Source organism: Serratia sp. C2(1) (genome assembly GCF_036352655.1).
GTDB classification, from domain to species: Bacteria; Pseudomonadota; Gammaproteobacteria; order Enterobacterales; family Enterobacteriaceae; genus Serratia; species Serratia inhibens.
In genome coordinates this window covers 612,877-635,272 of record NZ_JAZFBA010000001.1, presented here as the reverse complement: position 1 = coordinate 635,272, position 22,396 = coordinate 612,877, and the positions used below count along the sequence as shown (strand labels likewise).

The 22,396-nt window shown below is 55.5% G+C and carries 21 protein-coding genes; 7 read left to right on the top strand and 14 right to left on the bottom strand.

Annotation, left to right across the window (positions count from 1 at the left end; translation table 11 throughout):
* Positions 1 to 20 precede the first annotated feature (20 nt).
* From araD to V2S86_RS02885, 8 genes are all read right to left on the bottom strand, one after another.
* Positions 21 to 713, bottom strand: a complete 693-nt coding sequence (gene araD / locus V2S86_RS02920) for an L-ribulose-5-phosphate 4-epimerase (RefSeq protein WP_330761149.1) — start codon at positions 711 to 713, stop codon at positions 21 to 23.
* Positions 707 to 1,576: an L-ribulose-5-phosphate 3-epimerase gene (locus tag V2S86_RS02915; RefSeq protein WP_330761148.1), complete on the bottom strand. Its 870-nt coding sequence runs from the start codon at positions 1,574 to 1,576 to the stop codon at positions 707 to 709. Before V2S86_RS02915 ends, araD begins: the two co-directional genes overlap by 7 nt.
* Positions 1,563 to 3,053, bottom strand: a complete 1,491-nt coding sequence (locus V2S86_RS02910; protein ID WP_330763143.1) for an FGGY-family carbohydrate kinase — start codon at positions 3,051 to 3,053, stop codon at positions 1,563 to 1,565. Before V2S86_RS02910 ends, V2S86_RS02915 begins: the two co-directional genes overlap by 14 nt.
* A 14-nt stretch (positions 3,054 to 3,067) precedes the next feature.
* Positions 3,068 to 4,057, bottom strand: a complete 990-nt coding sequence (locus V2S86_RS02905; protein WP_330761147.1) for an ABC transporter permease — start codon at positions 4,055 to 4,057, stop codon at positions 3,068 to 3,070.
* Positions 4,054 to 5,544 carry a sugar ABC transporter ATP-binding protein gene (locus tag V2S86_RS02900; RefSeq protein WP_330761146.1) on the bottom strand — a complete coding sequence of 497 codons (1,491 nt, stop codon included), beginning with the start codon at positions 5,542 to 5,544 and terminating at the stop codon, positions 4,054 to 4,056. The genes V2S86_RS02905 and V2S86_RS02900 overlap by 4 nt, the downstream gene beginning before the upstream one ends.
* Before the next feature lie 59 nt (positions 5,545 to 5,603).
* Positions 5,604 to 6,521 carry an ABC transporter substrate-binding protein gene (locus V2S86_RS02895; protein ID WP_330761145.1) on the bottom strand — a complete coding sequence of 306 codons (918 nt, stop codon included), beginning with the start codon at positions 6,519 to 6,521 and terminating at the stop codon, positions 5,604 to 5,606.
* A 114-nt stretch (positions 6,522 to 6,635) separates the two neighbouring features.
* Positions 6,636 to 7,703, bottom strand: a complete 1,068-nt coding sequence (locus V2S86_RS02890; RefSeq protein WP_330761144.1) for a zinc-binding dehydrogenase — start codon at positions 7,701 to 7,703, stop codon at positions 6,636 to 6,638.
* A 361-nt stretch (positions 7,704 to 8,064) separates the two neighbouring features.
* Positions 8,065 to 9,018, bottom strand: a complete 954-nt coding sequence (locus V2S86_RS02885; protein ID WP_330761143.1) for a LysR family transcriptional regulator — start codon at positions 9,016 to 9,018, stop codon at positions 8,065 to 8,067.
* A 139-nt stretch (positions 9,019 to 9,157) separates the two neighbouring features.
* Between V2S86_RS02885 and V2S86_RS02880 the strand changes: the two genes are divergently transcribed.
* Positions 9,158 to 10,327 carry a M20 aminoacylase family protein gene (locus V2S86_RS02880; RefSeq protein ID WP_330761142.1) on the top strand — a complete coding sequence of 390 codons (1,170 nt, stop codon included), beginning with the start codon at positions 9,158 to 9,160 and terminating at the stop codon, positions 10,325 to 10,327.
* 38 nt (positions 10,328 to 10,365) lie between these two features.
* Positions 10,366 to 11,154 carry an ABC transporter substrate-binding protein gene (locus tag V2S86_RS02875; protein ID WP_330761141.1) on the top strand — a complete coding sequence of 263 codons (789 nt, stop codon included), beginning with the start codon at positions 10,366 to 10,368 and terminating at the stop codon, positions 11,152 to 11,154.
* Between the two features lie 91 nt (positions 11,155 to 11,245).
* On the opposite strand, the gene tmaR is transcribed toward V2S86_RS02875, so the two are convergent.
* From tmaR to V2S86_RS02860, 3 genes are all read right to left on the bottom strand, one after another.
* A complete protein-coding gene (gene tmaR, locus V2S86_RS02870; protein WP_006318052.1) occupies positions 11,246 to 11,563 on the bottom strand; it encodes a PTS system regulator TmaR in 318 nt (105 codons plus the stop codon).
* A gap of 161 nt (positions 11,564 to 11,724) precedes the next feature.
* A complete protein-coding gene (locus tag V2S86_RS02865) occupies positions 11,725 to 12,792 on the bottom strand; it encodes an FUSC family protein (RefSeq protein ID WP_330761140.1) in 1,068 nt (355 codons plus the stop codon).
* Between the two features lie 96 nt (positions 12,793 to 12,888).
* On the bottom strand, positions 12,889 to 13,656 hold the full coding sequence (locus V2S86_RS02860) for an N-acetylmuramoyl-L-alanine amidase (protein WP_330761139.1): 768 nt from the start codon (positions 13,654 to 13,656) through the stop codon (positions 12,889 to 12,891).
* Between the two features lie 221 nt (positions 13,657 to 13,877).
* Between V2S86_RS02860 and V2S86_RS02855 the strand changes: the two genes are divergently transcribed.
* Complete coding sequence (locus V2S86_RS02855) at positions 13,878 to 14,624, top strand: S24 family peptidase (RefSeq protein WP_330761138.1); 747 nt, start codon at positions 13,878 to 13,880, stop codon at positions 14,622 to 14,624.
* A 46-nt stretch (positions 14,625 to 14,670) separates the two neighbouring features.
* Here the strand turns inward: V2S86_RS02855 and V2S86_RS02850 are convergent, their stop codons facing one another.
* Complete coding sequence (locus V2S86_RS02850) at positions 14,671 to 15,780, bottom strand: SDR family oxidoreductase (protein WP_330761137.1); 1,110 nt, start codon at positions 15,778 to 15,780, stop codon at positions 14,671 to 14,673.
* A 257-nt stretch (positions 15,781 to 16,037) separates the two neighbouring features.
* Here V2S86_RS02850 and V2S86_RS02845 point away from each other — a divergent pair, with 257 nt between their 5' ends.
* The 3 genes from V2S86_RS02845 to sbcB all read left to right on the top strand — a co-directional run bounded on the left by V2S86_RS02845 (position 16,038) and on the right by sbcB (position 18,040).
* Positions 16,038 to 16,343 carry a hypothetical protein gene (locus tag V2S86_RS02845; protein ID WP_330761136.1) on the top strand — a complete coding sequence of 102 codons (306 nt, stop codon included), beginning with the start codon at positions 16,038 to 16,040 and terminating at the stop codon, positions 16,341 to 16,343.
* Positions 16,324 to 16,512 carry a DNA polymerase III subunit theta gene (locus V2S86_RS02840; protein WP_330761135.1) on the top strand — a complete coding sequence of 63 codons (189 nt, stop codon included), beginning with the start codon at positions 16,324 to 16,326 and terminating at the stop codon, positions 16,510 to 16,512. The genes V2S86_RS02845 and V2S86_RS02840 overlap by 20 nt, the downstream gene beginning before the upstream one ends.
* Before the next feature lie 100 nt (positions 16,513 to 16,612).
* Positions 16,613 to 18,040 (top strand): exodeoxyribonuclease I, encoded by a 1,428-nt coding sequence (gene sbcB, locus V2S86_RS02835; RefSeq protein ID WP_330761134.1) that lies wholly within the window; start codon positions 16,613 to 16,615, stop codon positions 18,038 to 18,040.
* A gap of 53 nt (positions 18,041 to 18,093) precedes the next feature.
* Here the strand turns inward: sbcB and V2S86_RS02830 are convergent, their stop codons facing one another.
* Together V2S86_RS02830 and V2S86_RS02825 are read right to left on the bottom strand one after the other, a co-directional pair.
* On the bottom strand, positions 18,094 to 19,461 hold the full coding sequence (locus tag V2S86_RS02830; RefSeq protein WP_330761133.1) for an APC family permease: 1,368 nt from the start codon (positions 19,459 to 19,461) through the stop codon (positions 18,094 to 18,096).
* Between the two features lie 533 nt (positions 19,462 to 19,994).
* Positions 19,995 to 21,413 carry a glutamine synthetase family protein gene (locus tag V2S86_RS02825; RefSeq protein WP_330761132.1) on the bottom strand — a complete coding sequence of 473 codons (1,419 nt, stop codon included), beginning with the start codon at positions 21,411 to 21,413 and terminating at the stop codon, positions 19,995 to 19,997.
* A gap of 394 nt (positions 21,414 to 21,807) precedes the next feature.
* On the opposite strand from V2S86_RS02825, the gene puuR reads away from it, so the two are divergent.
* Positions 21,808 to 22,365: an HTH-type transcriptional regulator PuuR gene (gene puuR, locus V2S86_RS02820; RefSeq protein ID WP_330761131.1), complete on the top strand. Its 558-nt coding sequence runs from the start codon at positions 21,808 to 21,810 to the stop codon at positions 22,363 to 22,365.
* Positions 22,366 to 22,396: the final 31 nt, after the last annotated feature.

The following is a 22,396-nucleotide window of genomic DNA, read 5'->3' as shown; positions in this document are numbered from 1 at the left end:
ACCGCCGGCGCCTGCCCTGATTACTGCCCATAGTAGGCGTGTTTGCCGTGCTTGCGTAAAAAGTGCTTATCCAGCAGTTGCGGCTGCATGGGTGCAATCGCCGGGGCCAACTGCCGCGTCGCCATCGCCATCACCGCCACCTCTTCCATGACCACCGCGTTGTGCACCGCATCGACCGCACTTTTCCCCCAGGCGAAGGGGCCGTGCGAATACACCAGTACCCCAGGCACCTGCTGCGGATCTCGCCCGGTATTATGAAAAGCTTCGATAATCACCTTGCCCGTTTCATACTCGTATTCCCCGGCAATTTCCGCCTCGCTCATCGGGCGGGTACAAGGGATCTCGCCATAAAAATAGTCGGCATGGGTGGTGCCGAGCGCAGGGATCGCCTGGCCGGCCTGCGCCCAAATGGTGGCATTGCGGCTATGGGTATGCACCACGCCGCCAATCTCGGGAAAGGCCCGGTACAGGGCAAGGTGCGTGGCCGTGTCAGAGGAGGGTTTGCGCTGCCCTTCACGCACCACGCCGTCCAAATCCACTACCACCAAATCCTCCAGCCGCATATCCTCATAAGCGATGCCCGAGGGTTTGATCACCACCAGCCCCCTGCTGCGATCTATCGCCGATACGTTACCCCAGGTGAAGGTCACCAGGCCATAGACAGGCAGGCTACGGTTGGCGGCCAGCACTTGCCGCTTCAGTTCGGTTAACATGCGATCCCTCCCAGTTTCATCTGTTGTTCAATCCAGGCTTTGGCCTGACGAATGCGGTTGATGTCTTCATCATCGTTTTTCGCCCACATCTCCAGAAGAAAAGGCCCGCGATAATTGAGCGTTTTTAACGTCGAGAAGGCGTGGGCGAAATCCACGCAGCCTGAGCCAAACGCCACGTCGCGGAACTGCCCCGGCGTACCCGGCGTAACCGCCAGCGTATCTTTCAGGTGAATGGCGGTGATGTGATCGATCCCCTGCTCCAGCTCAAAAGCCACGTCGTTGCCCCAGGCGCTGAGGTTGCCGATATCGGGGTAGAGGGTGAACCACGGGCTGGCGATCTGCCGTGAGAACTCACGCCATTTGCTGATGCTGTTGATAAAGGTGGTATCCATGACCTCCACCGATAACATCACCTGTGCCTTCGCCGCCTGCTCTACCGCCCACTGCATACCCTCGATAAATCGCTGGCGCGTATGACGATCTGAGGTTTCGTAATACACGTCATAGCCCGCCAGTTGAATGTTGCGTACCCCAACGTCCACCGCGAAATTCAGCGCTTTGTCCATCAATAACCGGGCCTGACGACGGGTCGCGACATCATGGCTGCCGAACGGATAACGCCGGTGCGCCGACAGACACATGCTGGGCACAGCTACCCCGCTGTCAAACCTGGCGTTGATAAACGCCAACCGCTGTTGGCGATCCCAATCCAACCGTTGCTGGCGTTCAGGCTGTTCGTCGATAGAAATCTCCATAAACTGAAAACCCAATTCAGCAGCGATATCCAGCCGTTGCGCCCACCCCAAATCCAGCGGCAACGCTTTCTCATACAACCCCAGACAAACGGCATTAGTGGCTTGCATAGTTGACCTCACTCAGCGCTCGCGCAACGTCCAGATAACGCGCCTGCTGGTCCCGCAAACGCCGGTTGGCCGCCGCTTCCGGCAGATAGGTATGCAGTTGAGGCTGGACCGCCCGCGCGGCTTCGGTAAAACCGGCATATTCTCCGGCGCCCACGGCGGCGCAAATCGCCGCAGCGCGACATCCGCTTTGTTGAATATCCACCACCTCCAGGGGAAGATTGCCGGCATCGGCAAACATCTGCATCCATACGGCAGATTGTGTCGGCCCGCCGGTCATGCGGATTCGCTCCACCTGCGAATTCAGCGTTAACATGCGGTCCTGATGCACCAGGTGCGAGAAAACAATGCCCTGATAAATCGCCTGAACCACATCGCCCATCTCGTGGTGCGCGCTCATGCCGATCAGCCCGCCCGACAGATTGACGCTGAGGTTTGAGCCATACAAATAAGGCAGGAAAACGATATCGCACGCCCGGTCGCGGCGATCGGCGACCCACCGATTAAATTGCGCATAGCGTTGGCGATCGTTCTCGCAGAACTGGCGCAGGAACCAGGCCAGATTGCCGGCCGACGTCGGGCTGCCTTCGTGTACAAAATAACGATCGGCCATGCAATAACGCCCCCAGGCAAACGGGTAATCTGAGGGGAGCACCCGTTGGGTCACGCAGGTGGCTATCGACCAGGTGCCCGCCACGGCGCTCAGGGTGCGCTCGTCGACCACGCCCGAACACAGCGCCGCGCCCACCACGTCAAACAACCCACCGTACACCGCCGTACCGGCGCGTAAGCCGCATTGCGCCGCAGCCACGGCGGTTACCCGGCCGGCCAACTGAGCGGAGTCAATGATCGGCACGGTTTTATCCGCCACTTCATCAATGCCGAAAGCCGCCAGCAACGCAGGATCGTAGCCGCCGACAGCTTGATTAAACAGGTTGCTGCCGGAGATGTTGGTCACCTCGGCCGCCGCCTCGCCGGTCAACCGAAAACGCACATAGTCGTGCGCCATCAAGACGCTATCGATGCGGTCATAGCATGCCGGTTCCTGCAGCTTCAACCAGCGCAATAACACCGCCGGATGACTGCTCCACACGGGTTGCAGGCTGCGGGGATAGGTCAGCCGTTCGATGCCGTCACGCTGCAACTCCGCCACCGTCGCCAACGCGCGGGTATCCGAAGAGATAATGCCGTTGCGCACCGGTTTGCCGTGCCGGTCCAGGGCATACAACCCTTTGCCGTGCGATGAAAAACTGACGCCGCCCACCTGCTCGCCGCTTACCGCCGCGCTGCTCAGCACCTGTTGGATAGCCGAACACACATCCTGCCATAACGCTTCCATGTCGCGCTCGCTGAAACCGGGCTGGGGTGAAAGTGCGTCGCCGTAGCGCTCGGCCACGGCCAGTTCATGGCCGTCAGCGCGGTATAATCCAGCCTTGATGACCGTGCCGCCGATATCCACTCCGAGAAAATATCCCATAATCTGCTCTCCCTGCCTTACTTGCGACGAGCGGAACTGAGGTAAATGGCCGCGAGAATAATCGCGCCTTTCACCACGTTCTGGATGTAGGGCGATACGCTCATCAGGTTCAGGCCATTGTTGAGCACGCCCAGCATCATCGCACCGACCAGCGTACCGATAATCGCCCCTTTGCCGCCGGAGATCGCCGCGCCGCCCAACACGACGGCGGCGATGGCATCCAGTTCGAACCCTGTCCCGGCGTTCGGCTGGCCGCTCATCAATCTTGACGTCAGCACCAACCCGGCTAACGAGGCGGTGAGGCCGCTAACCACGTACACCAGCATTTTGTAACGCGGCACGCGGATGCCGCTCAAACGGGCCGCCTCTTCATTACCGCCAATGGCGTAAACGTAACGGCCAAACGACAAATGGTTGAGCATGATCCAGGCGAGCACATAGACACCCGCCATGATCAGGATTGGCACCTGAATACCCAGCAACGTGCCACGGCCAAAGAACGAAAAGAGGTCAGGAAGCCCCGAAATCGGGTAACCGCCGGTGTATAGCAACGCCAAACCGCGAGCGATGCCCATCGAGGCCAGAGTCACGATGATCGGCGGCATCCGCAGATAAGCGATGCAGGCACCATTGGCCAGGCCAAACAGCGCGCCGATCAGTAAAGCGGCCACCATCGCCACCGGGATGGGAATGCCGGCCAGCATCAGCCCGGCGGCTATAGAGCCGGACAGCGCCATGACAGGACCAACGGAGAGATCTATCCCGCCCGTCAGGATCGCGCAGGTCATGCCGACGGCGATAATGGCGTTGATCGAGACCTGGCGCCCGACGTTGGACAAGTTGTTCACTGTCAGGAAGCTGTCATTCAATCCGCTCATCAGCGCGAACAGGATCACAAAACCGATAAACGGCAGCACCGCCGGATGATGAAGCCGCTTTTCCCAGCGTTTATTGAGGCTGAGGCCCGCGGCGCGGCGCGAGGAGGAAGGCTGTTCAATGCCGATCATAATGCACTCCCGGTAGCATGAAGCATGATGTTATTGGACTCGATTTCATCTGCGGCCAGTTCGGCGACGATGTGACCACCGCGAAACACCAATACGCGATCGCAAACCCCGATGATTTCCGGCAATTCGGACGAAATCATGATGATAGAAATGCCTTTTTGCGTGAGTTGCCGCATCAGCTGATAGATTTCCGCCTTGGCGCCCACGTCGATTCCGCGCGTAGGTTCATCAAAAATAAGCATGTTGCAGTCGTTGTTGAGCCAACGGGCAATCACCACTTTTTGCTGGTTGCCGCCGCTGAGGGTGCTGACGGCGGTATCGGCGTCCGGCGTTTTCACGCCTACGGCGCGAATCAACCGCTGTACGATGTCCCGATCTTTGCGCGCATCGACGAAAATCTTGCCGCGTTTGTGGTGGCGATTGAGGGTGATGTTTTGCGCCACGGAAAACGGCAGCACCAGCCCTTCGGTTTTACGGCTTTCCGGCAGCAGACCGATGCCTTTGGCCAGTGCCTGTGCCGGATCGTGCAGCGTAGCCGGTTGCCCGTGCAGGATGACGCTTTTGCGATAACAGCCGCTGGCGCCAATCAGCGCGGAAATTGTCTCGGTACGGCCCGAGCCCACCAGCCCGGCAAACCCCAGGATCTCGCCTTTAAACAGGTGAAACCGGTCTTCCACGTCGTATTTGGTGCGCTGGATGCTGGCCTCCAGCAGGCGCGCCGAGGTGTCTATCTTGTGCGTTTTCACCGGGAAGGTGTTTTCGATCTGGCGCCCGACCATCAGCTTCACCAACTCTGCCACATCGGTATCGGCGACCGGCAGCGTCTGGATATAGCAACCGTCACGCAGCACCGTGATCCGATCGCAGACGGTGAAAATTTCATCCAGATGGTGCGAGATAAACACCATACCGACCCCCAATAATTTCAGGTCGTTCATCACGCTGAACAAATGCTCGGCTTCGCCCGGCGTCAACGTGGCCGTCGGTTCATCCAGCACCAGGATGCGGGCATCCAGCGACAAGGCTTTGGCAATCTCGACAAACTGCTGCTGGGCCACGCTGAGCTGCTCCACCGGGCAATCGAGATCAATCTCTACGGTCAGCCGCTTAAAAATAGCCAGGGCTTTTCTCCGCATTTGTTTGCGATCCAATAACCCCCAGCGATTTTTCATTTCTCTGTTCAGAAATATATTGTCAATCGCGCTCATATAAGGAATAAGGGAAAACTCCTGAAATATAATCCCCACACCAGCCTTGATTGCCTCACGGTAATTAGAAAAGTTGCAAACCTCTCCCTCCAGCATTATTTCCCCTGAATCCGGCTGATAAATACCGCACATTATTTTTACCAATGTGGATTTACCCGCCCCATTCTCGCCAAGCAAGGCGTGAATTTCTCCGCGCTGAATACTGAGATTAATGCCGTCCAGCGCCTTGACGCCCGGAAAGGATTTCTTAATCTGCTTTAATTCCAATAATGGTGTCATGATTTTGTCTCCGGAGTTCTCGCCCTGCACGCCCTGGGGATGAGCGAGAATCGTCGCGCTTACCAGCTGAAGCCTGTCGCATTGTTGCGGTCGATCAGTTTCACTTTCACCGGAATGGTTTTCGGGATATTGGCGCCCCAGTAACGAGCCAGCGCGATGCCCAACGCAATGCGCATTTGATCGCGCGGGAACTGCGCGGAGGTGGCAATAAACGGCGAATTGGGTTTCAGGATCTCTTTGATGGCTTCCGGCTGCCCGTCAACGCTGACCAGCTTCACCTGCGCACCATTGCTTTCAATCGCCGCCAGTGCGCCCAGCGCGCCGATATCGTTCACGCTGAAGATACCGGCCAGATCCGGTACCGATTGCAGCATGTTTTCGGTTACCGTCAGGGCGGTATCCCGCTCTTGCTTGCCATTTTGCCTGGTGACGATCTTGATATCCGGATACTTTTTCATTGCATCTTCAAAACCGCGCACGCGCTCGAGGATCGGTACCACCGGGATACCGTCGAGGATCGCCACTTTCCCTTTGCCGCCCAGCGATTTCGCCAAATACTCGCCCGCCTGGACGCCGGCGTCATAGTTTTCTGAGCCGACAAACGAGTCCAGCGGGCCTTCGGCCTGTGCGTCTATCGCCACCACCACCGCGCCGGCCTTATGGGCGGAAATGACCGCCGATTGCACGCCGACCGAATCCGTCGGGTTGATCAGCAGAATATCGACTTTCTTTTGCAACATATCTTCGACGTCGCTGATTTGTTTCGACACGTCATGATGCGCATCGGCGATATATACCTTGGCACCGATATCATTCGCCGCATTTTCCAGCGACTCTTTCATCGTAACGAAATAATCGTTATTCATTTCCTGGAATGAAACGCCAATCGTAATTTGTTTAGCCATCAGACTTTGACTGGCCACCAACATTCCGCCGGCGATAATAAAGGGAAGCGTTTTTCTGACAAATGAAAACATATCTTATGCTCCTATAGGGAAGAGTATTTTTGGTTATCAGAACAACAACGGGTGTTAACTTTATTGCTTTTTTAACGGCTTATTTTCAAGAAATCCTAAGCCGTCGGAGAGTACTCAGGGAACCAGAATAACCTTGATGGAGTCGGTGGAATCCGCCAACGCGAATGCCTCCTCCCATTCGTTCAATGAATAACTGTGGGTCACCACCCCGGTTGAGGTCACAAGACCGCGCTCGAACAAATCGATGGCAATCTCATAGCTGTAAGGCGCCAAATGTGCGCCGCGGATATCCAGCTCTTTACGATCGCCGATGATTGACCAATCGACGGTGGTTTCTTTGCCAAACACGCTGAACTCCACAAACCGCCCCAGCTTGCGAATCATCTGCAATCCCTGAGTCACGCCAATGGGGGCGCCGGTGGCTTCGATGTAGACATCGCAACCGTAGCCGCCGGTCAGCGATTTGACGATCTTGTCGGCATCCTCTTTCAACGGGTTGATCACCACATCGGCGCCAAAGGCTTTCGCCAGCGCCAGTCGTTCATCGATGGCGTCGATGACGATCAGCTTCTTCGGGGTTTTCAGGCGGGCAATTTGCACCATACACAGTCCCAATGGTCCGGCCCCGGCCAGCACCACCACGTCGTCCAATTGGATATCACCCCGCGCCACGGTATGAATGGCGCAGGCCATAGGCTCGATCAGCACCGCATCCTCATGGCTCAGGCTTTCCGGGATTCTGTGAACGATGGCATTTTCAGAAAAACGCATGTATTCCGCCATGCCGCCTTCGGCCACGTCTTTTTGGAAGCCATAAATATTGTGCGTTTCGCACATCCAGTAACTGCCGGATTTGCAGTAGCGGCAGTCCCAGCAAGGAACTATCTGTTCGGCAATGACCCTTTCGCCAATCTTGTATTTCGCCTCGGTTCCCTCACCCAGCGCGGCAATGCGGCCATAGAATTCGTGCCCCGGCACCACCGGCGGTTTCACCCACGGGTTTTCGCCCCAGAACATTTGCGCACCGTTTTTGCACTTACAGTCGCCGGCACAAATGCCGCAGCCCTCCACTTTGATCACCAACTCTTTAACCTTCGGCAGTGGCGTCGGCACTTGCTCAAAACGATAATCCTGCGGGCCGTGGCACACTACGGCCCGCATTTTCTCAGGTAACTGACTCATTTATCCCTCCAATTGCAATATTACCGGGTTTAAAGTGAACATGTTGACGTTGTCATTTTTAATTAAATAAAAAGATAAAAATAAAATTAAACCTTTAAATTCATATAAATAATAATAAAACCGCTCATAAAAGTTAAAATGACAACGTAAACATTGATCATCATATAACCAAAGTCGTGAAAATAAATATTTGAACAACGTCACATATCGTTAACATCGAGGCTAAAAAAGCTACAAAATCCGATCCCGATCCCACAGTGAATCACCGGGATCTTTGCCGTTTGGGGGAGGGAGTAATTTCAATCAATTGATAATTAAAGATAAAAATGCGCGCAAAATGACATCCAGGCGTGCGACAGGCTTAAATCAGGATCCGCACCCGTTCGAAAATCCGGCGGTCTTCCTGTCGCGCCGAACGGGTTTGCAGACGCAATTGGCGCACCAGAGAGTCAATCAGAGCATTCGCCGCCGCGCTCAGGATGCTGTTGCGGCGGGTAACGATATTCAACCGCACCGGGTCGCAGCTTTCCCGCAGCGTCAGCGGCATCAGGCGCCCGGCAAGCTGCGGCAACCCGGCCAGCGGCACCGGGCACCAGGTGCACATGCCCGCCGATTCCACCATTGCCTGTAGCATGCCAAGGGAATGGGCGTGGATGATGCGATGGGGATCAAGCTGGGCGCCATGGCGGCTGAACAGTTGGCGGACCAAATCGTCGTAGTTTTCCGGCGTGTAATTCAGCACCCAGTCCTGTTCCAGCAGTTGGTGGATAGAGGTGCTTTCGCTTAACGGATGCCCGTGCCGGACCATCACCGCCGTTTCATAGTCCAGCAACGGTTCGCAATGAAACTCCTGCGGCGCTATAGAGGCCGGCAGCGGCGTGATGGCGAAGTCCATCGTGCCCTCCCGCAGTTGCGATTGCGCGTTAGCCATCAGGCTTTCAAACAGCTCAAGCTTGACCTTGGGCATCTTTTTGCGAAAAGCCACTACCGCCGGCGGCAGCACCGTCAGCATCAGCCAGGGCGTTATCGCCGCCTTTACCTGATCTTCCGCCAGCCCGCGCAACCCCGCCATCTCCATGTTTGCCTGTTCAAGCTGGTTCAACACCAGCCGGGCGTGGGCCAACAGCGTTTTGCCGTAAGGGGTAAAGCCTAACCCGGCCGGCGTGCGGATCAGCAACGGCAGTTCCTGCTCCTGTTCCAGTTCGCGCAAGGCCCGCGTAACCGCCGCCTGCGAAAGCCCCAGTTGCCGTGCGGCGCCGCGAATGCTGCCGCTGTCGGCGCTGGCGACCAAGGCTTGTAACTGATGCAGTTTCATTGCGCCCCCTGACAACCAAAGATTGTCAGCATAACCGAACGACGGCTCCCCGGCAAAAAGGTTGTTTGCTAGTCTCGAAGACACCCTGCTTTCCGGCTGTCGACCCGCCGAAAATCGGAAATTCACTCTGGAGACGGTGATGCCAAACCCGCTTGTTTTACCTGAAATAGCCGCTGTTAAGCACGAAATGGTCGCCATTCGCCGCCATATTCACGCGCATCCCGAATTGGGCTTCAACGAGTTCGCCACCAGCGATCTGGTGGCGAAGCTGCTGGCCGAATGGGGTTATCAGGTTACGCGCCATGTAGGACAAACCGGTGTTGTCGCCACGCTGCAACGCGGCACGGGGAAAACGCTCGGTTTGCGTGCCGACATGGACGCACTGCCGATCGAAGAAGCCACCGGGTTGCCCTATGCCAGCACCCACAGCGGCGTGATGCACGCCTGCGGTCATGACGGCCACACCACCATGCTGCTGGCGGCGGCGCGCTATCTGGCGCAACATCCTTCGTTTACCGGCACCCTGCACCTGATTTTCCAACCGGCGGAAGAAGGCGGCGGCGGCGCACGCGTGATGATTGAAGACGGGCTTTTCGAGCGTTTTCCCTGCGATGCCGTGTTCGCCATGCATAACGTTCCCGGCTTCCCGGTCGGTCAACTGGGTTTTGCCAGCGGCCCCTTCATGTGCTCGGCCGATACGGTCACCATTACCCTGCATGGCCAGGGCGGTCACGGCGCAGTGCCGCAACACACGGTCGACCCGGTGGTCGTCTGCGCCGCCATAGTGATGAGCCTGCAAACCATCGTCTCGCGCAATATCGATCCGCAGGAGACGGCGATCGTCACGGTTGGCGCGATCCAGGCAGGCCTTGCCGCCAACGTGATCCCCGCCAGCGCCAAAATGACGCTGAGCGTGCGCGCACTCGATGCCGGCGTGCGCCAACGCTTGGAAAGCCGCATTACCGCATTGGTCACGGCGCAGGCAACCAGTTTCGGCGCCACAGCCGACATTGACTACCAGCATGGCTATCCGGTGTTGGTGAATCATGAGGAGGAAACCGAACTGGCGCGCCGCGTGGCGCTGGACTGGGCGGGCGAACCTCAGCTTATCCCGTCACTGCGGCCGTTTACCGCCAGCGAAGATTTTGCCTTTATGTTGGAAAAATGCCCCGGTAGCTATATCTCAATCGGCAATGGTGAAAGCAGCCCAGGCAATGCCCTGCATCATCCCGCTTACGATTTTAACGATGAGTGCCTGCCCATTGGCGCCACTTACTGGGTCAAGCTGGTTGAGCGCTTTTTGGCTTAATGTCCTGACTTGACCGCCACAACGCTGAGGAAAATGAAATGAAGACAACGATGAGTCTGGTTTTAGTCTTGCCACTGGCGTTAAGTTTTGCGGCCTTTGGCGGGGAGTTTAGCGGCAAAGTGATTAAGTTGGGCGTAGACCCGACCTACCCGCCGCTGGAATATAAAACCCCGCAGGGTACGCTGACCGGTTTCGGCGTCGATATCGCGCAGGCGATGTGCGATCAGATGCAGGCCAAATGCGTCTGGGTCGAAAGCAGTTGGGACGGGATGATCCCGGGGTTACTGGCGAAAAAGTTCGATGCCATCGCCTCGTCGATGACCATCACGCCGCAACGGCAGACGCAGATTGCGTTTTCAAACAAGGTTTCCAACGCCCCGGCGCGCCTGGTGGCCCGTAAAGGCAGCGTTCTGCAACCCACCGCGGCTTCGCTGAAAGGGAAATCGGTTGGCGTGCAGCAAGGTTCCAGCCAGGAAGTTTACGCCACCGCCCTGTGGCGGCCGGCCGGCGTCAACGTGGTGTCCTATCAGAGCCAGCAGGAAGCCAATGAAGATCTGATCAATGGCCGTTTGGATGCCTCGCTGCTGGCCAGCGTCAGCGCCGGCGAGTTCTTCCATACTCCGGCGGGAAAAGACTTTGCGTTTGTCGGTGCCGAACTCAATGACAGCAAGTATTTTGGCATCGGCGACGGTATTGGGCTGCGCAAGGAGGATACCGCACTGCGCGAGGCGTTCAATTCGGCGCTGCAAACCATCATTGCCAACGGCACTTACAAAAAAGTGAATGATAAATATTTTGATTTTGACGTCTACGGCGCGGGCCAATAACGCGCAAAAATGGCGCAGGATACGGCGTAATAACGGAGACGGGTGGGGGAAACTAAAAGGGCCAGGTGAATACCTGGCCCGATAAAACCTGTTACTTCACTTCGCCCATAGCCTTCAGCTTTTTGGACAAATCACGGCGCTCTTTAGACAGATCGGCATTTTTGATGATGTAGTCATCAACGCGATCTTCATAGTCGCTGCGCATGTTGGCAATGATGCCCTGAACGTCTTCAATGCTCATGCCAGGCTTGATGTACTCACTCAGGTTGTCGAGCAGCAGCACACGCTTTTGGTTATCACGAACTTTCTTCTCGTTGTCGATAATTTCGCGCTGCAGCTTATTTTTACGGCGGAACATACGCACAAACTCCAGAACGTCCTGGAAACTCGGCTTATTTGCATTATCCATCTTCATACCCTTGCTTTAGTAATACACAGATTCATTTGCTTACGGCCACAATGACACCAAGATACAGGTTTGTGGCGGTCCGGCACAACTCTCATTGCCTTATCTTACCCACTTTAGCGGCCTGACAAAAACCCGATGCGCCCGCTTCATGATCTGGTCACCTATTCGTGCCCGGCGACAGTGCACACCTTGAGCAGATCGCCCAGCTCTTCCAACTGCTGCGTCAGCTCCATGCTCAGCCAAACATAGCCGTAGATAGGCGCTTCGCCGTGCTGACCGATGCTGATCTCCTGCATCAGGGTTTTCAGTTCAGCGGCAATTTCGCTTAATTGCCCCACCGCCGCCTGCTGATGCTCCTGCGGCCCGTTGCGCATCATTTCCGCCAGCGACTCAAGCGAACGCAACGTCAACAGCTGCGCGCTGCGCAGCGTTTTGGCGTTCAGCATAATAAAATGAGTTTCGCGCGAGGCCCAGTAAGCGTCCGCCAGCAACTCGAGCGTACACACCAGATTGCGGCTCAGCGTTTGCACCGCTTCAAATACCGTTGTGGGGATACGGGTTTCTTTGCTGCTGGGGGCGATCAGGCCACGCAGCCTGACTACCTGGTTCAGCAGATCTTTCAACTGCGGTTCCAGCCGTGGCCGCTCAATCATGTTGGGCGAGAGATAAGCACCGTAAATTTTGCCGGCGTTCTGCAGGCAATCCGCCAGTTGCATTCGCCACAGGATATAAGCGCGCTGCGGGTAGATGCTGCTGAACAACAGCGCCAACAACGAGCCAAAAATCACGTCGCCGCTGCGCCACAGCGCGGTATGCATATCGCCGGCGCCCGCGCCACAGACTACCGCCAACGTGATGCCCACCAGCAAGGCCATATAGGGCCGTTTGCCGAGCGTCAGATAACCGCAAAAAAACATCACCACCCCACACCACGCCAGTATTAGCGGCAGCGAGTAGAGTTCAAGATACAGGGCAATCAGGCCGGAGACTGCGCCAAATACCGTGCCTGCGATGCGCTGCAGCGCCCGCTGCAACACGTTGCCCCAGAACGAAATCGGCCCCATCACCACCACCAGAGTGATGAGCGGCCAGGTGCCTTCCGGTACCTCCAGCAGGCGGATCAGCAGGAAGGTCAGGATAAATGCCAGCCCGATGCGCAAACCATGCACAACGCGGTAATGCCGGTAGGTCAGCCGTTCAAAAGACGATATTTTTCTGTCGAGGCGCACAATGCATCCCGTTACCGATGACGAGGAAGACGCTTAGTTTAGCGGAGGAAAGCGGGTGGAGAAAAGGCGGATGAGGCGTCCCCCACCCGCAAAACCTTAAGCGGCATACTTATCCACCAGCGCACGCAGAATGGCGGCAGTTTCCACATCCATTACGCCGTCATACCGCTGCTGGCGGAAATGCAGCTGGAAGGCGCGCACCAGTTGGCGATAGCCTTCGGCGTTGGTCGCCGCTGAGGTGTCGTAACCGTATTTTGCGAACAACGCCAGCAGCTCTTGCTGAGCGGGAATGCCCTGACAGTGGTATTCACGCTGGTGTTGCCGTTTAACCGCTTCGTCATACCAGGCGCCAACGCCGGCCTGATACAGCTGATGCCACGGAAATTGCGGGCCGGGATCGCTCTTGCGGCCCGGCGCTATGTCCGAATGCGCCACCACGTTGATCGGCGTGATGTCCGGATAGCGCTGCAGAATATTTTGCGCCAGCTGCGTTACCGCCGCGATCTGCTGCGGGTTAAACGGCGGGAAAGTAATGTCTTCGCCATCGCCGCTCGCCAGATTCACGATCTCGACACCAATCGCCGTATCGTTGAGATTATTGCGGTTGCCCCATTTGCTGACCCCGGCATGCCAGGCCCGTTCATCTTCATCTACCAGGTTGAAAATACGCACGCCGCTAAAGCCGGCTGCCTGATAGGTTTGATCTTCCGGATCCGGCACCAGGTAATGGGCGCTGACCGATTTACCGGTCAGCGATTGCACCGAATCGGCAAAATTCTGCGCCGTGTAATGCAACACCAGAAAACGCACGCGGTGGCCAAAACCGGCTACCGAACGGTAGCTATTGTAATCAATACTGAACATCGTAGATTCCTTCTTCTCTGTTGGTCTTCATTATCAACTTATCGTCATGTAGGGGACGAACATATTCGCCCAATTAATGCGGGCGCGACATGCTGCGCCCCGACACTCTCTGCGTGAACACAGTCCACCTTTTTAGATTTAGCTAATTGCTAAATAAAACGCAAGACATTTTTAGCAAAACGGATATTTACCTTTTTGCTAAAGAGTGCGATCATCCAACGATGGAAACCAAAGAAATAAGACGCAATAATTTGCGCGACCTGATGGCCCGCTACGCCCGGAAGGGGGTTAACCAGAATGAGTTTGCGATACTGGTTGAATCCTCCGCGCCAACGCTCAGCCAAATCACCGGTGAAAAGTCCTCCCGCAACTTGGGCGACAACCTCGCCAGGCGGATCGAAGCCAAACTGAACCTGCCCAAGGGCTGGTTTGACGTTTTCCATGAAAAACAGCTGGTGCGTCCTTTCGATAACGTGGCGGCAGAGTCGGATTTTCAACCTGCCCGTCTGAAGCCGGTGGTGTGGGAAGATACCGAACAAGACAAGGAAGAGTTTGTGGAAATTCCCCTGCTGGATATCGATTTCTCAGCCGGTGATGGCTGTTATGAAATCGTCGACCGTGAAGAGTTCTCGCTGATCTTCCGCCGCTATTATCTGCACAAAATGGGGGTGGCGGTGAATGCCGCGCGGATCATCCGCATCTCCGGTTCCAGCATGGAGCCACGCCTGCAGGACGGCGACGTGGTCGGCATCAACACGGATGACACCCGCATCCGCGAAGGTAAAACCTACGCTATCCGCCACGGCAACCTGCTGCGGGTGAAGGTCTTGATCGAGCAGCCTGACGGCGGCGTGACCATTCGTTCCCTGAACCGGGAAGAATACCAGGATGAGCACCTGAGTTATGCGCAGCGCAAAGACCAACTTGTGGTGCTGGGCCGCGTTTTCTGGTCGTCTTCATCCTGGTAAGGGCAAGGATATCCCCGTGGATTTCACCGGGTAGCTCGCCCTGGCACTATTTGAAATCCACCACCATTTGCTGCTGAATGGACAATCCCCGGGTCGACTGCACGCAGTTGCCGATGTAATCGGTAAAACGTGGCGGTTTGGGCATACCCAACTTGAGGATCTTGTCGTTGCTGAAACGAACGTTGAGCATGGCAAACGACCCGTACAAACGCATCGCCTTCAGCATTAGCCGCTCGTTGCATGGCCCGAAAATATCTTTCAGCTGCCTGCGCATCTTCACCAGAACGTCGTAATTGACCTGGGCATAGGCATCGCCGACCGGCGCTTTCTCTAGCGCAACGGCCATCGCGCGATCGATATCCGCAAAACTGACGCTGCACTCTTCACCGGCAGAAATGTGATAAACGTCATTATCCAGCGTTTCTCTGTTCAGCAGCATCACCATCGCATCGGCACAGTAATCCACCGGGATCACATCAATATTGTCCTGCAACGAACACATAAATTGGCGCAACATCAGCGCCATGCTGAACACCCAAAAAATACTGCTGGAAGGTTGGCAGCCAAGACGGGTATGCCCCACCACAATGGAAGGACGGGCGATCACCAGCGGCAGTTGCGGGCAACGTTGACGCATCAACTGTTCAATGGTGGATTTGGAGCGAGTATATTCCACCAGATGTTCGGCGGTTTCTTCAAACTCCGCGCTTTCCGCCACCAGTGAACCCGGCTCCGGCGCACAAGACATTGCGGTGCCCACATGCAGAAAACGTTTTAATCCTTCCACTTGCGCCATTCTCTCGGCAAAGGCCAGCGTTCCTTCAACGTTAACCTTCCAGATAAGCGGATTATTGCCAAACGAGGCTACCGCGGCACAATTGATAACGTGCGTTACTTTATTAATGCGCGTGTCCGATAAAAAGCCTTCAGGCTCACTTAAATCACCCAACAATATATTTTCTATCGTAATTTTAGAAAATAAATCGGCATCAATATTGAATTTTTCCATATTCATCCGAATACGGTCCAATCCCTGCGCCGCATTTTCAGCACGCACGAGAAAAAGATAGTTAATCGCCTGATTTTCATTAAGTAACTTCTCAAGGACCGCACCACCCAGAAAGCCGGTAGCGCCCGTCAACAGTAGCGTTTTCATAATATGTACCCACATTGGCATTGAATGTTGCTGATTGTATGCGGGGATAATTAAACAAATATTAAATGGAACTCAGTGGTATTTATTTATCTTTTCTTAATATTATCTTAAGGAATATTCTGACACATCGTTGCGGTATTTGGTAACACATTCAATAAAAAATGGGCGTATTAAACACCGTCGTTTATCGACCATTGATACAAGCTCTGATTTAATTTATCGGTCAATGTCATCCTCTTTTATCGTCAGGAGTTTTTATGAGCTATAACCAAAAAGCCTGGTTGGGCGTACTGGTCCTGTGCAGCGTTTTCTGGCTGGTAGTGATCGGCAGTATTTTTTCAGTCGATCGCGTCTTCGAACGCACCCACCAGCAAAACCCGGAGGCGTTCACGGCGCAAGCCTCTCATCGCTATCATGCCAACGCGGCGTCTGGCAACAGCCTTCAGGCACGATCGCCGACCTTGCGAGGGTCCCCCCTGAATGGGGTAGGGACAAGCGCAGCTAACGATCCTATGATGCCCTTAGGTTCACAGGGAGAAGAATATGGGTCGAAAGCTGGATAGCTTACCGCAGGCAGAACGCGAAAAAATTGAAGCCGATTTACTCGCACTTAGCGTCATTTATAACGAGCGTTATGGCATTGCTTCCAACGCAATCAGCGCCGAAGATCAGGTCCCCGAACACTTACGCCCCTACTTTCATCAGCGTCTTAACTACTACCGCAATGCGTAATCCTTCGCATTTGGGCGATTAACGGTAACGACCGCTTGGCATCGTGCATCCCGCCGTTACAATAGAGGCATATTCCCTACGCCAAGTGAGAGATGCGATTTTGAGCAGCAAGGCACCGGCCACATTCTACATTCACGACTACGAGACCTTCGGCAAAAGCCCATCGATGGACCGCCCGGCGCAATTTGCCGGCGTGCGTACCGATATGGATTTCAATATCATCGAAGAGCCGTTGGTCATCTACTGCAAACCGGCCGACGACTACCTGCCCGATCCTGAAGCGGTGATGATCACCGGCATCACGCCACAGGTGGCGCTGGCCAAAGGGATTAACGAGGCCGACTTCGCGCACCAAATCCATCAGGCGTTCAGCGTGCCGGGCACCTGTATTCTGGGTTACAACAATATCCGCTTCGATGACGAAGTCAGCCGTAATATTTTCTATCGCAGCTTCTATGATCCCTACGCCTACAGTTGGCAAAACGGCAACTCTCGTTGGGATTTGCTTGACGTGATGCGGGCCTGCTATGCGCTGCGTCCGGAAGGTATCGTTTGGCCGGAAAACGAAGACGGGTTCCCCAGCTTCCGCCTGGAACATCTGACTCGCGCCAACGGCGTCGAACACGAACATGCCCATGACGCCATGTCGGACGTTTACGCCACCATCGCCATGGCCAAGCTCGTGAAGCAGGCGCAACCGCGGCTGTTCGACTTCCTGCTGCAACACCGTAACAAGCATAAGCTGAACGCCTTGATCGATATCGCTGAAATGACGCCGCTGGTGCATGTTTCCGGTATGTTCGGCGCCGCGCGCGGCAATACCAGTTGGGTATCGCCGCTGGCCTGGCACCCGGACAACAAGAACGCGGTGATCATGTGCGATTTGGCCGGCGATATGACCCCGCTGCTGACGCTGAGCGCCGACGAACTGCGTGAACGCTTGTATACCCGCCGTGAGGATTTGGCGGCCGGGCAATCCCCGGTGCCGCTCAAACTGGTGCATATCAATAAATGCCCGGTGCTGGCACCTGCCAAGACGCTGCTGCCGGAAAACGCCGAACGGCTGGGTATTGACCGCCAGGCCTGCCTGCAAAATTTGCAATTACTGCGCCAGAATCCGCAAATCCGCGAGAAAGTGGTCGCGTTGTTCGCCGATGCGGAGCCTTTCAAAGCCGTCGACGACGTGGACGCCAGGCTGTACGACGGTTTCTTCAGCGATGCCGACAAGGCGGCGATGAGAATCATCCAGCAAACCAAGCCGCAGAACCTGCCGGCGCTGGATCTGACTTTCAGCGATGGACGCATGAAAGAGCTGCTATTCCGCTTCCGTGCCCGCAACTATCCGAATACGCTGGATGACGCCGAACAACGCCGCTGGTTGCGGCATCGCCAGGAAATGCTGAGCGCCGAACGGGTGCAGAGTTACGTGCTGCAACTGGAGTCGCTGTATAACCTGCACGAGGGCGATAAAGAAAAGACCGCGCTGCTGAAAGCGCTGTTTGAATACGGCAAAGAGTTGGTGGGCTAATAAAAACAACAAAGGGCGCAATGCGCCCTTTTTTAATGATGTCCGATTAAGGTTTATGCCACGTCTTCACTGGCCTGCGGCACCGGCAGACGGAAGCTGCGGGTCACGAAAGCCAGATAAATCAGGCCAATCGCCGCCCATACCAGCCCCAGCGTCATAGAGCTGGTTTCCAGATTGAGCCACAGCGCACCCACGGTCAGAGCACCCAATACCGGCAGAATCAGGTAGTTGATGGTGTCTTTAACGGTACGGTTCAATTTGTCGCGGATATAGAACTGCGAAATCACCGACAGGTTCACAAAGGTGAACGCCACCAGCGCACCGAAGTTAATCAGCGCCGTCGCCGTCACCAGGTCAAATGACACCGCAGACAGAGCGATCGCGCCAACCAGCAGCACGTTCAGCGCCGGAGTACGCCATTTCGGGTGTACATAACCGAAGAAACGCTCCGGGAATACGCCGTCGCGGCCCATCACATACATCAGGCGCGAAACACCGGCGTGCGATGCCATACCGGAAGCCAGTACGGTTACGCAAGAAAACACCAGGATCACGGACTGGAAGAACTTGCCGGCCACGTACAGCATGATTTCCGGCTGCGACGCGTCAGGATCTTTGAAACGCGAGATGTCCGGGAAATACAGCTGCACGAAGTAAGACACCACAATGAAGATGATGCCGCCGATCAACGCCGTCAGGAAGATGGCTTTCGGGATCACTTTCTCTGCGTCTTTGGTTTCTTCAGACAACGAGCTGATGCCGTCAAACCCGAGGAACGAGAAGCACAGAATGGTCGCGCCGGTAATCATCGGCACCACGTGCGCATTCTCAGACCAGAACGGACGGCTGCTGATCAGCGTGCCTGCACCTTCGCCGTGGGAAATACCGTTCACCACCAGGCAGAGGAACACGATCATGATCGCCACCTGCACGACCACGATGATGGAGTTCAGGTTCGCTACCAGCTTAATGCCGCGCAGGTTGAAAATCGTCATCAGCCCAACCAGCGCTGCCACGAAGATCCATGAAGGCACGCCCGGGAAGATGGCTTCCAGGTAAATTTTGGCCAGCAGAATGTTGATCATCGGCATGAACAGGTAGTCCAGCAACGACGACCAACCCACCATAAAGCCGACGTGCGGGCTGATGGCTTTTTGGGCATAGGTATAGGCAGAACCGGCAGACGGGAATTTCCGCACCAGTTTGCCGTAGCTCAATGCGGTAAACAGGACCGCCAGCAGAGCAAAGGCGTACGCAGTGGCGACGTGACCATCGGTCAGGCCGGATACGATGCCGAAGGTATCGAAGATGGTCATTGGCTGCAGGTAAGCCAGCCCCATCATCACTACCGGAACTAAAGTCAGGGTTTTACGCAGTTGCGCGCGTTGGGCTGGAGCAGCGCTGATGATGTTATCGGACATGACGCAGCCCCCCCTTACCTTCTGCCTTGCGGAGCGTAGACACGCCAAGACTTAAGGTTGCGGGGAAACTTCGCAACGTGCGACTGAATTCAAAAAGAAGGGGATTGGAAGCTGGATAACGGGTCAAGGTGGCCTTGACTGCTCCATAATCGCTGCGACCGCAGCGGAAACCGGCGGGCACCGGCGCTAAAGTGAAAAATTGCCCCATCTTTCTTATCCTCATGAGTCACGACCATAAAGTTTTGTTTGATCGCGCACGAAACTATTTATCTATCCGGATCGGTGTCCGGCCTCGCTTGGTGTATGAAACGCACAGTTGTTAGAACACAAATGCAAAAAAAATAACCGACGCTTTAAAACGTCGGCTATCTGCATTAACTATATTTTGCACCAGAAAGCAGCCGGATGACAAGATCCTGAAACCTTCTTAAACAAATTCTTTTGGCGATCATGCGGAAAACCCGCCTGCAAGGCGAATTATTCCGCTATCAAAACGCTTATCGCCAGAAGATTAACATTCAGTTTACCCAGCCTCAGGCGTTTTTCAACATCCAGTCAATCTCGGTTTCCGTCACCAGCCGCTCAAACTGCATCAGCTCATCCATCTTGCAAGCATGGTAAACCTGCGCAAAGCGCTCGCCCAGATACTGCGTCAGCTCATGCTGATGTTCAAATTCATACAACGCATCGCTTTGGCGGATCGGGAACGGCAGCCCTTCCTGCTCCAGCCCGTTGCCGGTCACCGGCTCAGGCAGCGGCAGTTCGTTGTCCAGCCCATACAAAATCCCGGCCAGGATCGCCGCCACCACCAGATAGGGATTGGCATCGGCACCGGCGACGCGGTATTCCACCCGGTGATTCTCCGGCTCGCTGCAGGGAATGCGCAGCGCGACGGTGCGGTTATTGTGCCCCCAGGAAGCCTGGGTAGGCACATACATCCCCGGTTGGAAACGGCGGAAGGCGTTAATGTTCGGTGCCAGCAGCGCCATGGAGGCCGGCATCAAGGTGATCATTCCGGCCAGCGCACGGTGTAACAGCGGCGAGTCTTCGCCATCGGCATCCGTGAACAGATTCTTGCCGTCGCCGTCCAGCATGCTGATATGCACGTGCATGCCGCTACCGGCGTATTCCTCATAGGGTTTCGCCATAAAGGTCGCGTGCAGATGATGATTTTCCGCCACCAGCCGCACCAGGCGTTTCAGCGACAACGCGTGATCGCAAGCCAACAACACGTTATCGGTGTGGTTCAGGTTCACCTCGAACTGGCCGGGCGACGCCTCCGCCACCGCGCCGTCCGCCGGCAACCCCTGCATCTGCGCCAGGGTATCGATATCGTTCAACACCTCCGCGAAATGATTCAGGTTATCCAGCGAGTAGACCTGGCTTTGCATGTTTCGCTCCTGGGTGCCGGGCGAACAAGGGGGCTGCAAATACCCTTCAGAGTCTCGCTGTCGATCAATGAGATAGAACTCCAACTCTACCGCTACCACCGGGAACATGCCGCGCTGGCGTAACGCCTGCCACACTCGATTCAGGACATTACGGGGTTCAACGTCAAAGGGAGTACCATCTTCATCCAGCATGGTCAGCAATACCTGACCGATATTGTCCGGGTCCGCCGCCGACGGGGTCAGCGATCCGGCCACCGGCATGCACACGCGATCCGGCTCGCCCAGTTCCTGGCCCAGGCCCGCCTCTTCCACCACATTGCCCAGAATATCCATAGCAAATACCGAGGCGGGGAAGTAACAGCCTTTTTCCAATTTTTTCAGCCCGGAGACGGGAATACGTTTACCGCGGAAGGAACCATTCAGGTCTGTGAGAAGAATATCGATATACTGCGTTGAGGGGTGGCGTTCCAGATAGTGAGCAACCTCACGTTGGAACGCGCTACTTCGCCTCTCTTCATTATGTTGTGCAAAATTTTCAACTGCTGCGATATTGGTTTGCATACATCACCCGCCATTATGCTCTAAGGACGCTTGCGCATCCGTCTGCCGATCGGTTCAACACATGGTCTGATTTCTCTGTAGACTGCGCCCTGACTGGCGCTCAAAATAACATCCATAATATGAAACATAGCCTTAACAGAAATGGTTTGCAAATGTTACAATCCCGTTTGATTATTCGCCACCGGCTGCTAAATTGATAAAATATTGACCGAAAAGGCGTTAGTTGCCTTTTAACATACAGAATTTCGTCCGCCAGAACGGGGGAGACGATGGGCAATATATTTTCCAAAACCACCTTAACTACCGATATCATGCTGTGCCGATATCCCCCAGACAGGCACCCGACTCTGCCGTTCATTTCTGCCTGTCGCCCCTACCAGAAGGAAGTACCGCTATGAGCGAAGTCAGCTTGGCGCCGGGTAAGCGCCTGTCACAGATCCGTCTGCAATTGGGTTTGTCGCAGCGCCGGGTCGCCGAACTGTCCGGGTTAACCCACAGCGCAATCAGCACCATCGAACAGGACAAGGTCAGTCCGGCCATCAGTACGCTGCAAAAGCTGCTGAAGGTGTATGGGCTGTCGCTGTCCGCCTTTTTTGCCGAACCGGAAGCCGCCAACGAGCCCAAAGTAGTGATCGAGGCGGATGACCTGATCGAAATCGGCAGTCAGGGCGTGTCGATGAAGTTGGTGCACAACGGTAATCCGGCGCGCAATCTGGCAATGATGCTGGAAACCTATCAACCCGGCACCACCACCGGCGAGAAGATCAAACATCAGGGCGAGGAGATCGGCACTTTGCTTGAAGGCGAAATAATGCTGACCATCAATGGCCAGACTTACTGCCTGACCGCCGGCCAGAGTTACGCCATCAACACCGGCATTCCCCACAGTTTTAGCAATACGTCGGCGCGCGTCTGCCGAATCGTCAGCGCGCATACGCCCACCACCTTCTGACCGATTTTGGCGGAGAAGTTATGAAGGATAA

Excerpts from the sequence above, each read along its gene's own strand:
- araD (WP_330761149.1), bottom strand. The coding sequence starts at position 713 with ATGTTAACCGAACTGAAGCGGCAAGTGCTGGCCGCCAACCGTAGCCTG.
- V2S86_RS02915 (WP_330761148.1), bottom strand. The coding sequence starts at position 1,576 with ATGCAAGCCACTAATGCCGTTTGTCTGGGGTTGTATGAGAAAGCGTTG.
- V2S86_RS02905 (WP_330761147.1), bottom strand. The coding sequence starts at position 4,057 with ATGATCGGCATTGAACAGCCTTCCTCCTCGCGCCGCGCCGCGGGCCTC.
- V2S86_RS02900 (WP_330761146.1), bottom strand. The coding sequence starts at position 5,544 with ATGACACCATTATTGGAATTAAAGCAGATTAAGAAATCCTTTCCGGGC.
- V2S86_RS02895 (WP_330761145.1), bottom strand. The coding sequence starts at position 6,521 with ATGTTTTCATTTGTCAGAAAAACGCTTCCCTTTATTATCGCCGGCGGA.
- V2S86_RS02890 (WP_330761144.1), bottom strand. The coding sequence starts at position 7,703 with ATGAGTCAGTTACCTGAGAAAATGCGGGCCGTAGTGTGCCACGGCCCG.
- V2S86_RS02885 (WP_330761143.1), bottom strand. The coding sequence starts at position 9,018 with ATGAAACTGCATCAGTTACAAGCCTTGGTCGCCAGCGCCGACAGCGGC.
- V2S86_RS02880 (WP_330761142.1), top strand. The coding sequence starts at position 9,158 with ATGCCAAACCCGCTTGTTTTACCTGAAATAGCCGCTGTTAAGCACGAA.
- V2S86_RS02875 (WP_330761141.1), top strand. The coding sequence starts at position 10,366 with ATGAAGACAACGATGAGTCTGGTTTTAGTCTTGCCACTGGCGTTAAGT.
- tmaR (WP_006318052.1), bottom strand. The coding sequence starts at position 11,563 with ATGGATAATGCAAATAAGCCGAGTTTCCAGGACGTTCTGGAGTTTGTG.
- V2S86_RS02860 (WP_330761139.1), bottom strand. The coding sequence starts at position 13,656 with ATGTTCAGTATTGATTACAATAGCTACCGTTCGGTAGCCGGTTTTGGC.
- V2S86_RS02855 (WP_330761138.1), top strand. The coding sequence starts at position 13,878 with ATGGAAACCAAAGAAATAAGACGCAATAATTTGCGCGACCTGATGGCC.
- V2S86_RS02850 (WP_330761137.1), bottom strand. The coding sequence starts at position 15,780 with ATGAAAACGCTACTGTTGACGGGCGCTACCGGCTTTCTGGGTGGTGCG.
- V2S86_RS02845 (WP_330761136.1), top strand. The coding sequence starts at position 16,038 with ATGAGCTATAACCAAAAAGCCTGGTTGGGCGTACTGGTCCTGTGCAGC.
- V2S86_RS02840 (WP_330761135.1), top strand. The coding sequence starts at position 16,324 with ATGGGTCGAAAGCTGGATAGCTTACCGCAGGCAGAACGCGAAAAAATT.
- V2S86_RS02830 (WP_330761133.1), bottom strand. The coding sequence starts at position 19,461 with ATGTCCGATAACATCATCAGCGCTGCTCCAGCCCAACGCGCGCAACTG.
- V2S86_RS02825 (WP_330761132.1), bottom strand. The coding sequence starts at position 21,413 with ATGCAAACCAATATCGCAGCAGTTGAAAATTTTGCACAACATAATGAA.
- puuR (WP_330761131.1), top strand. The coding sequence starts at position 21,808 with ATGAGCGAAGTCAGCTTGGCGCCGGGTAAGCGCCTGTCACAGATCCGT.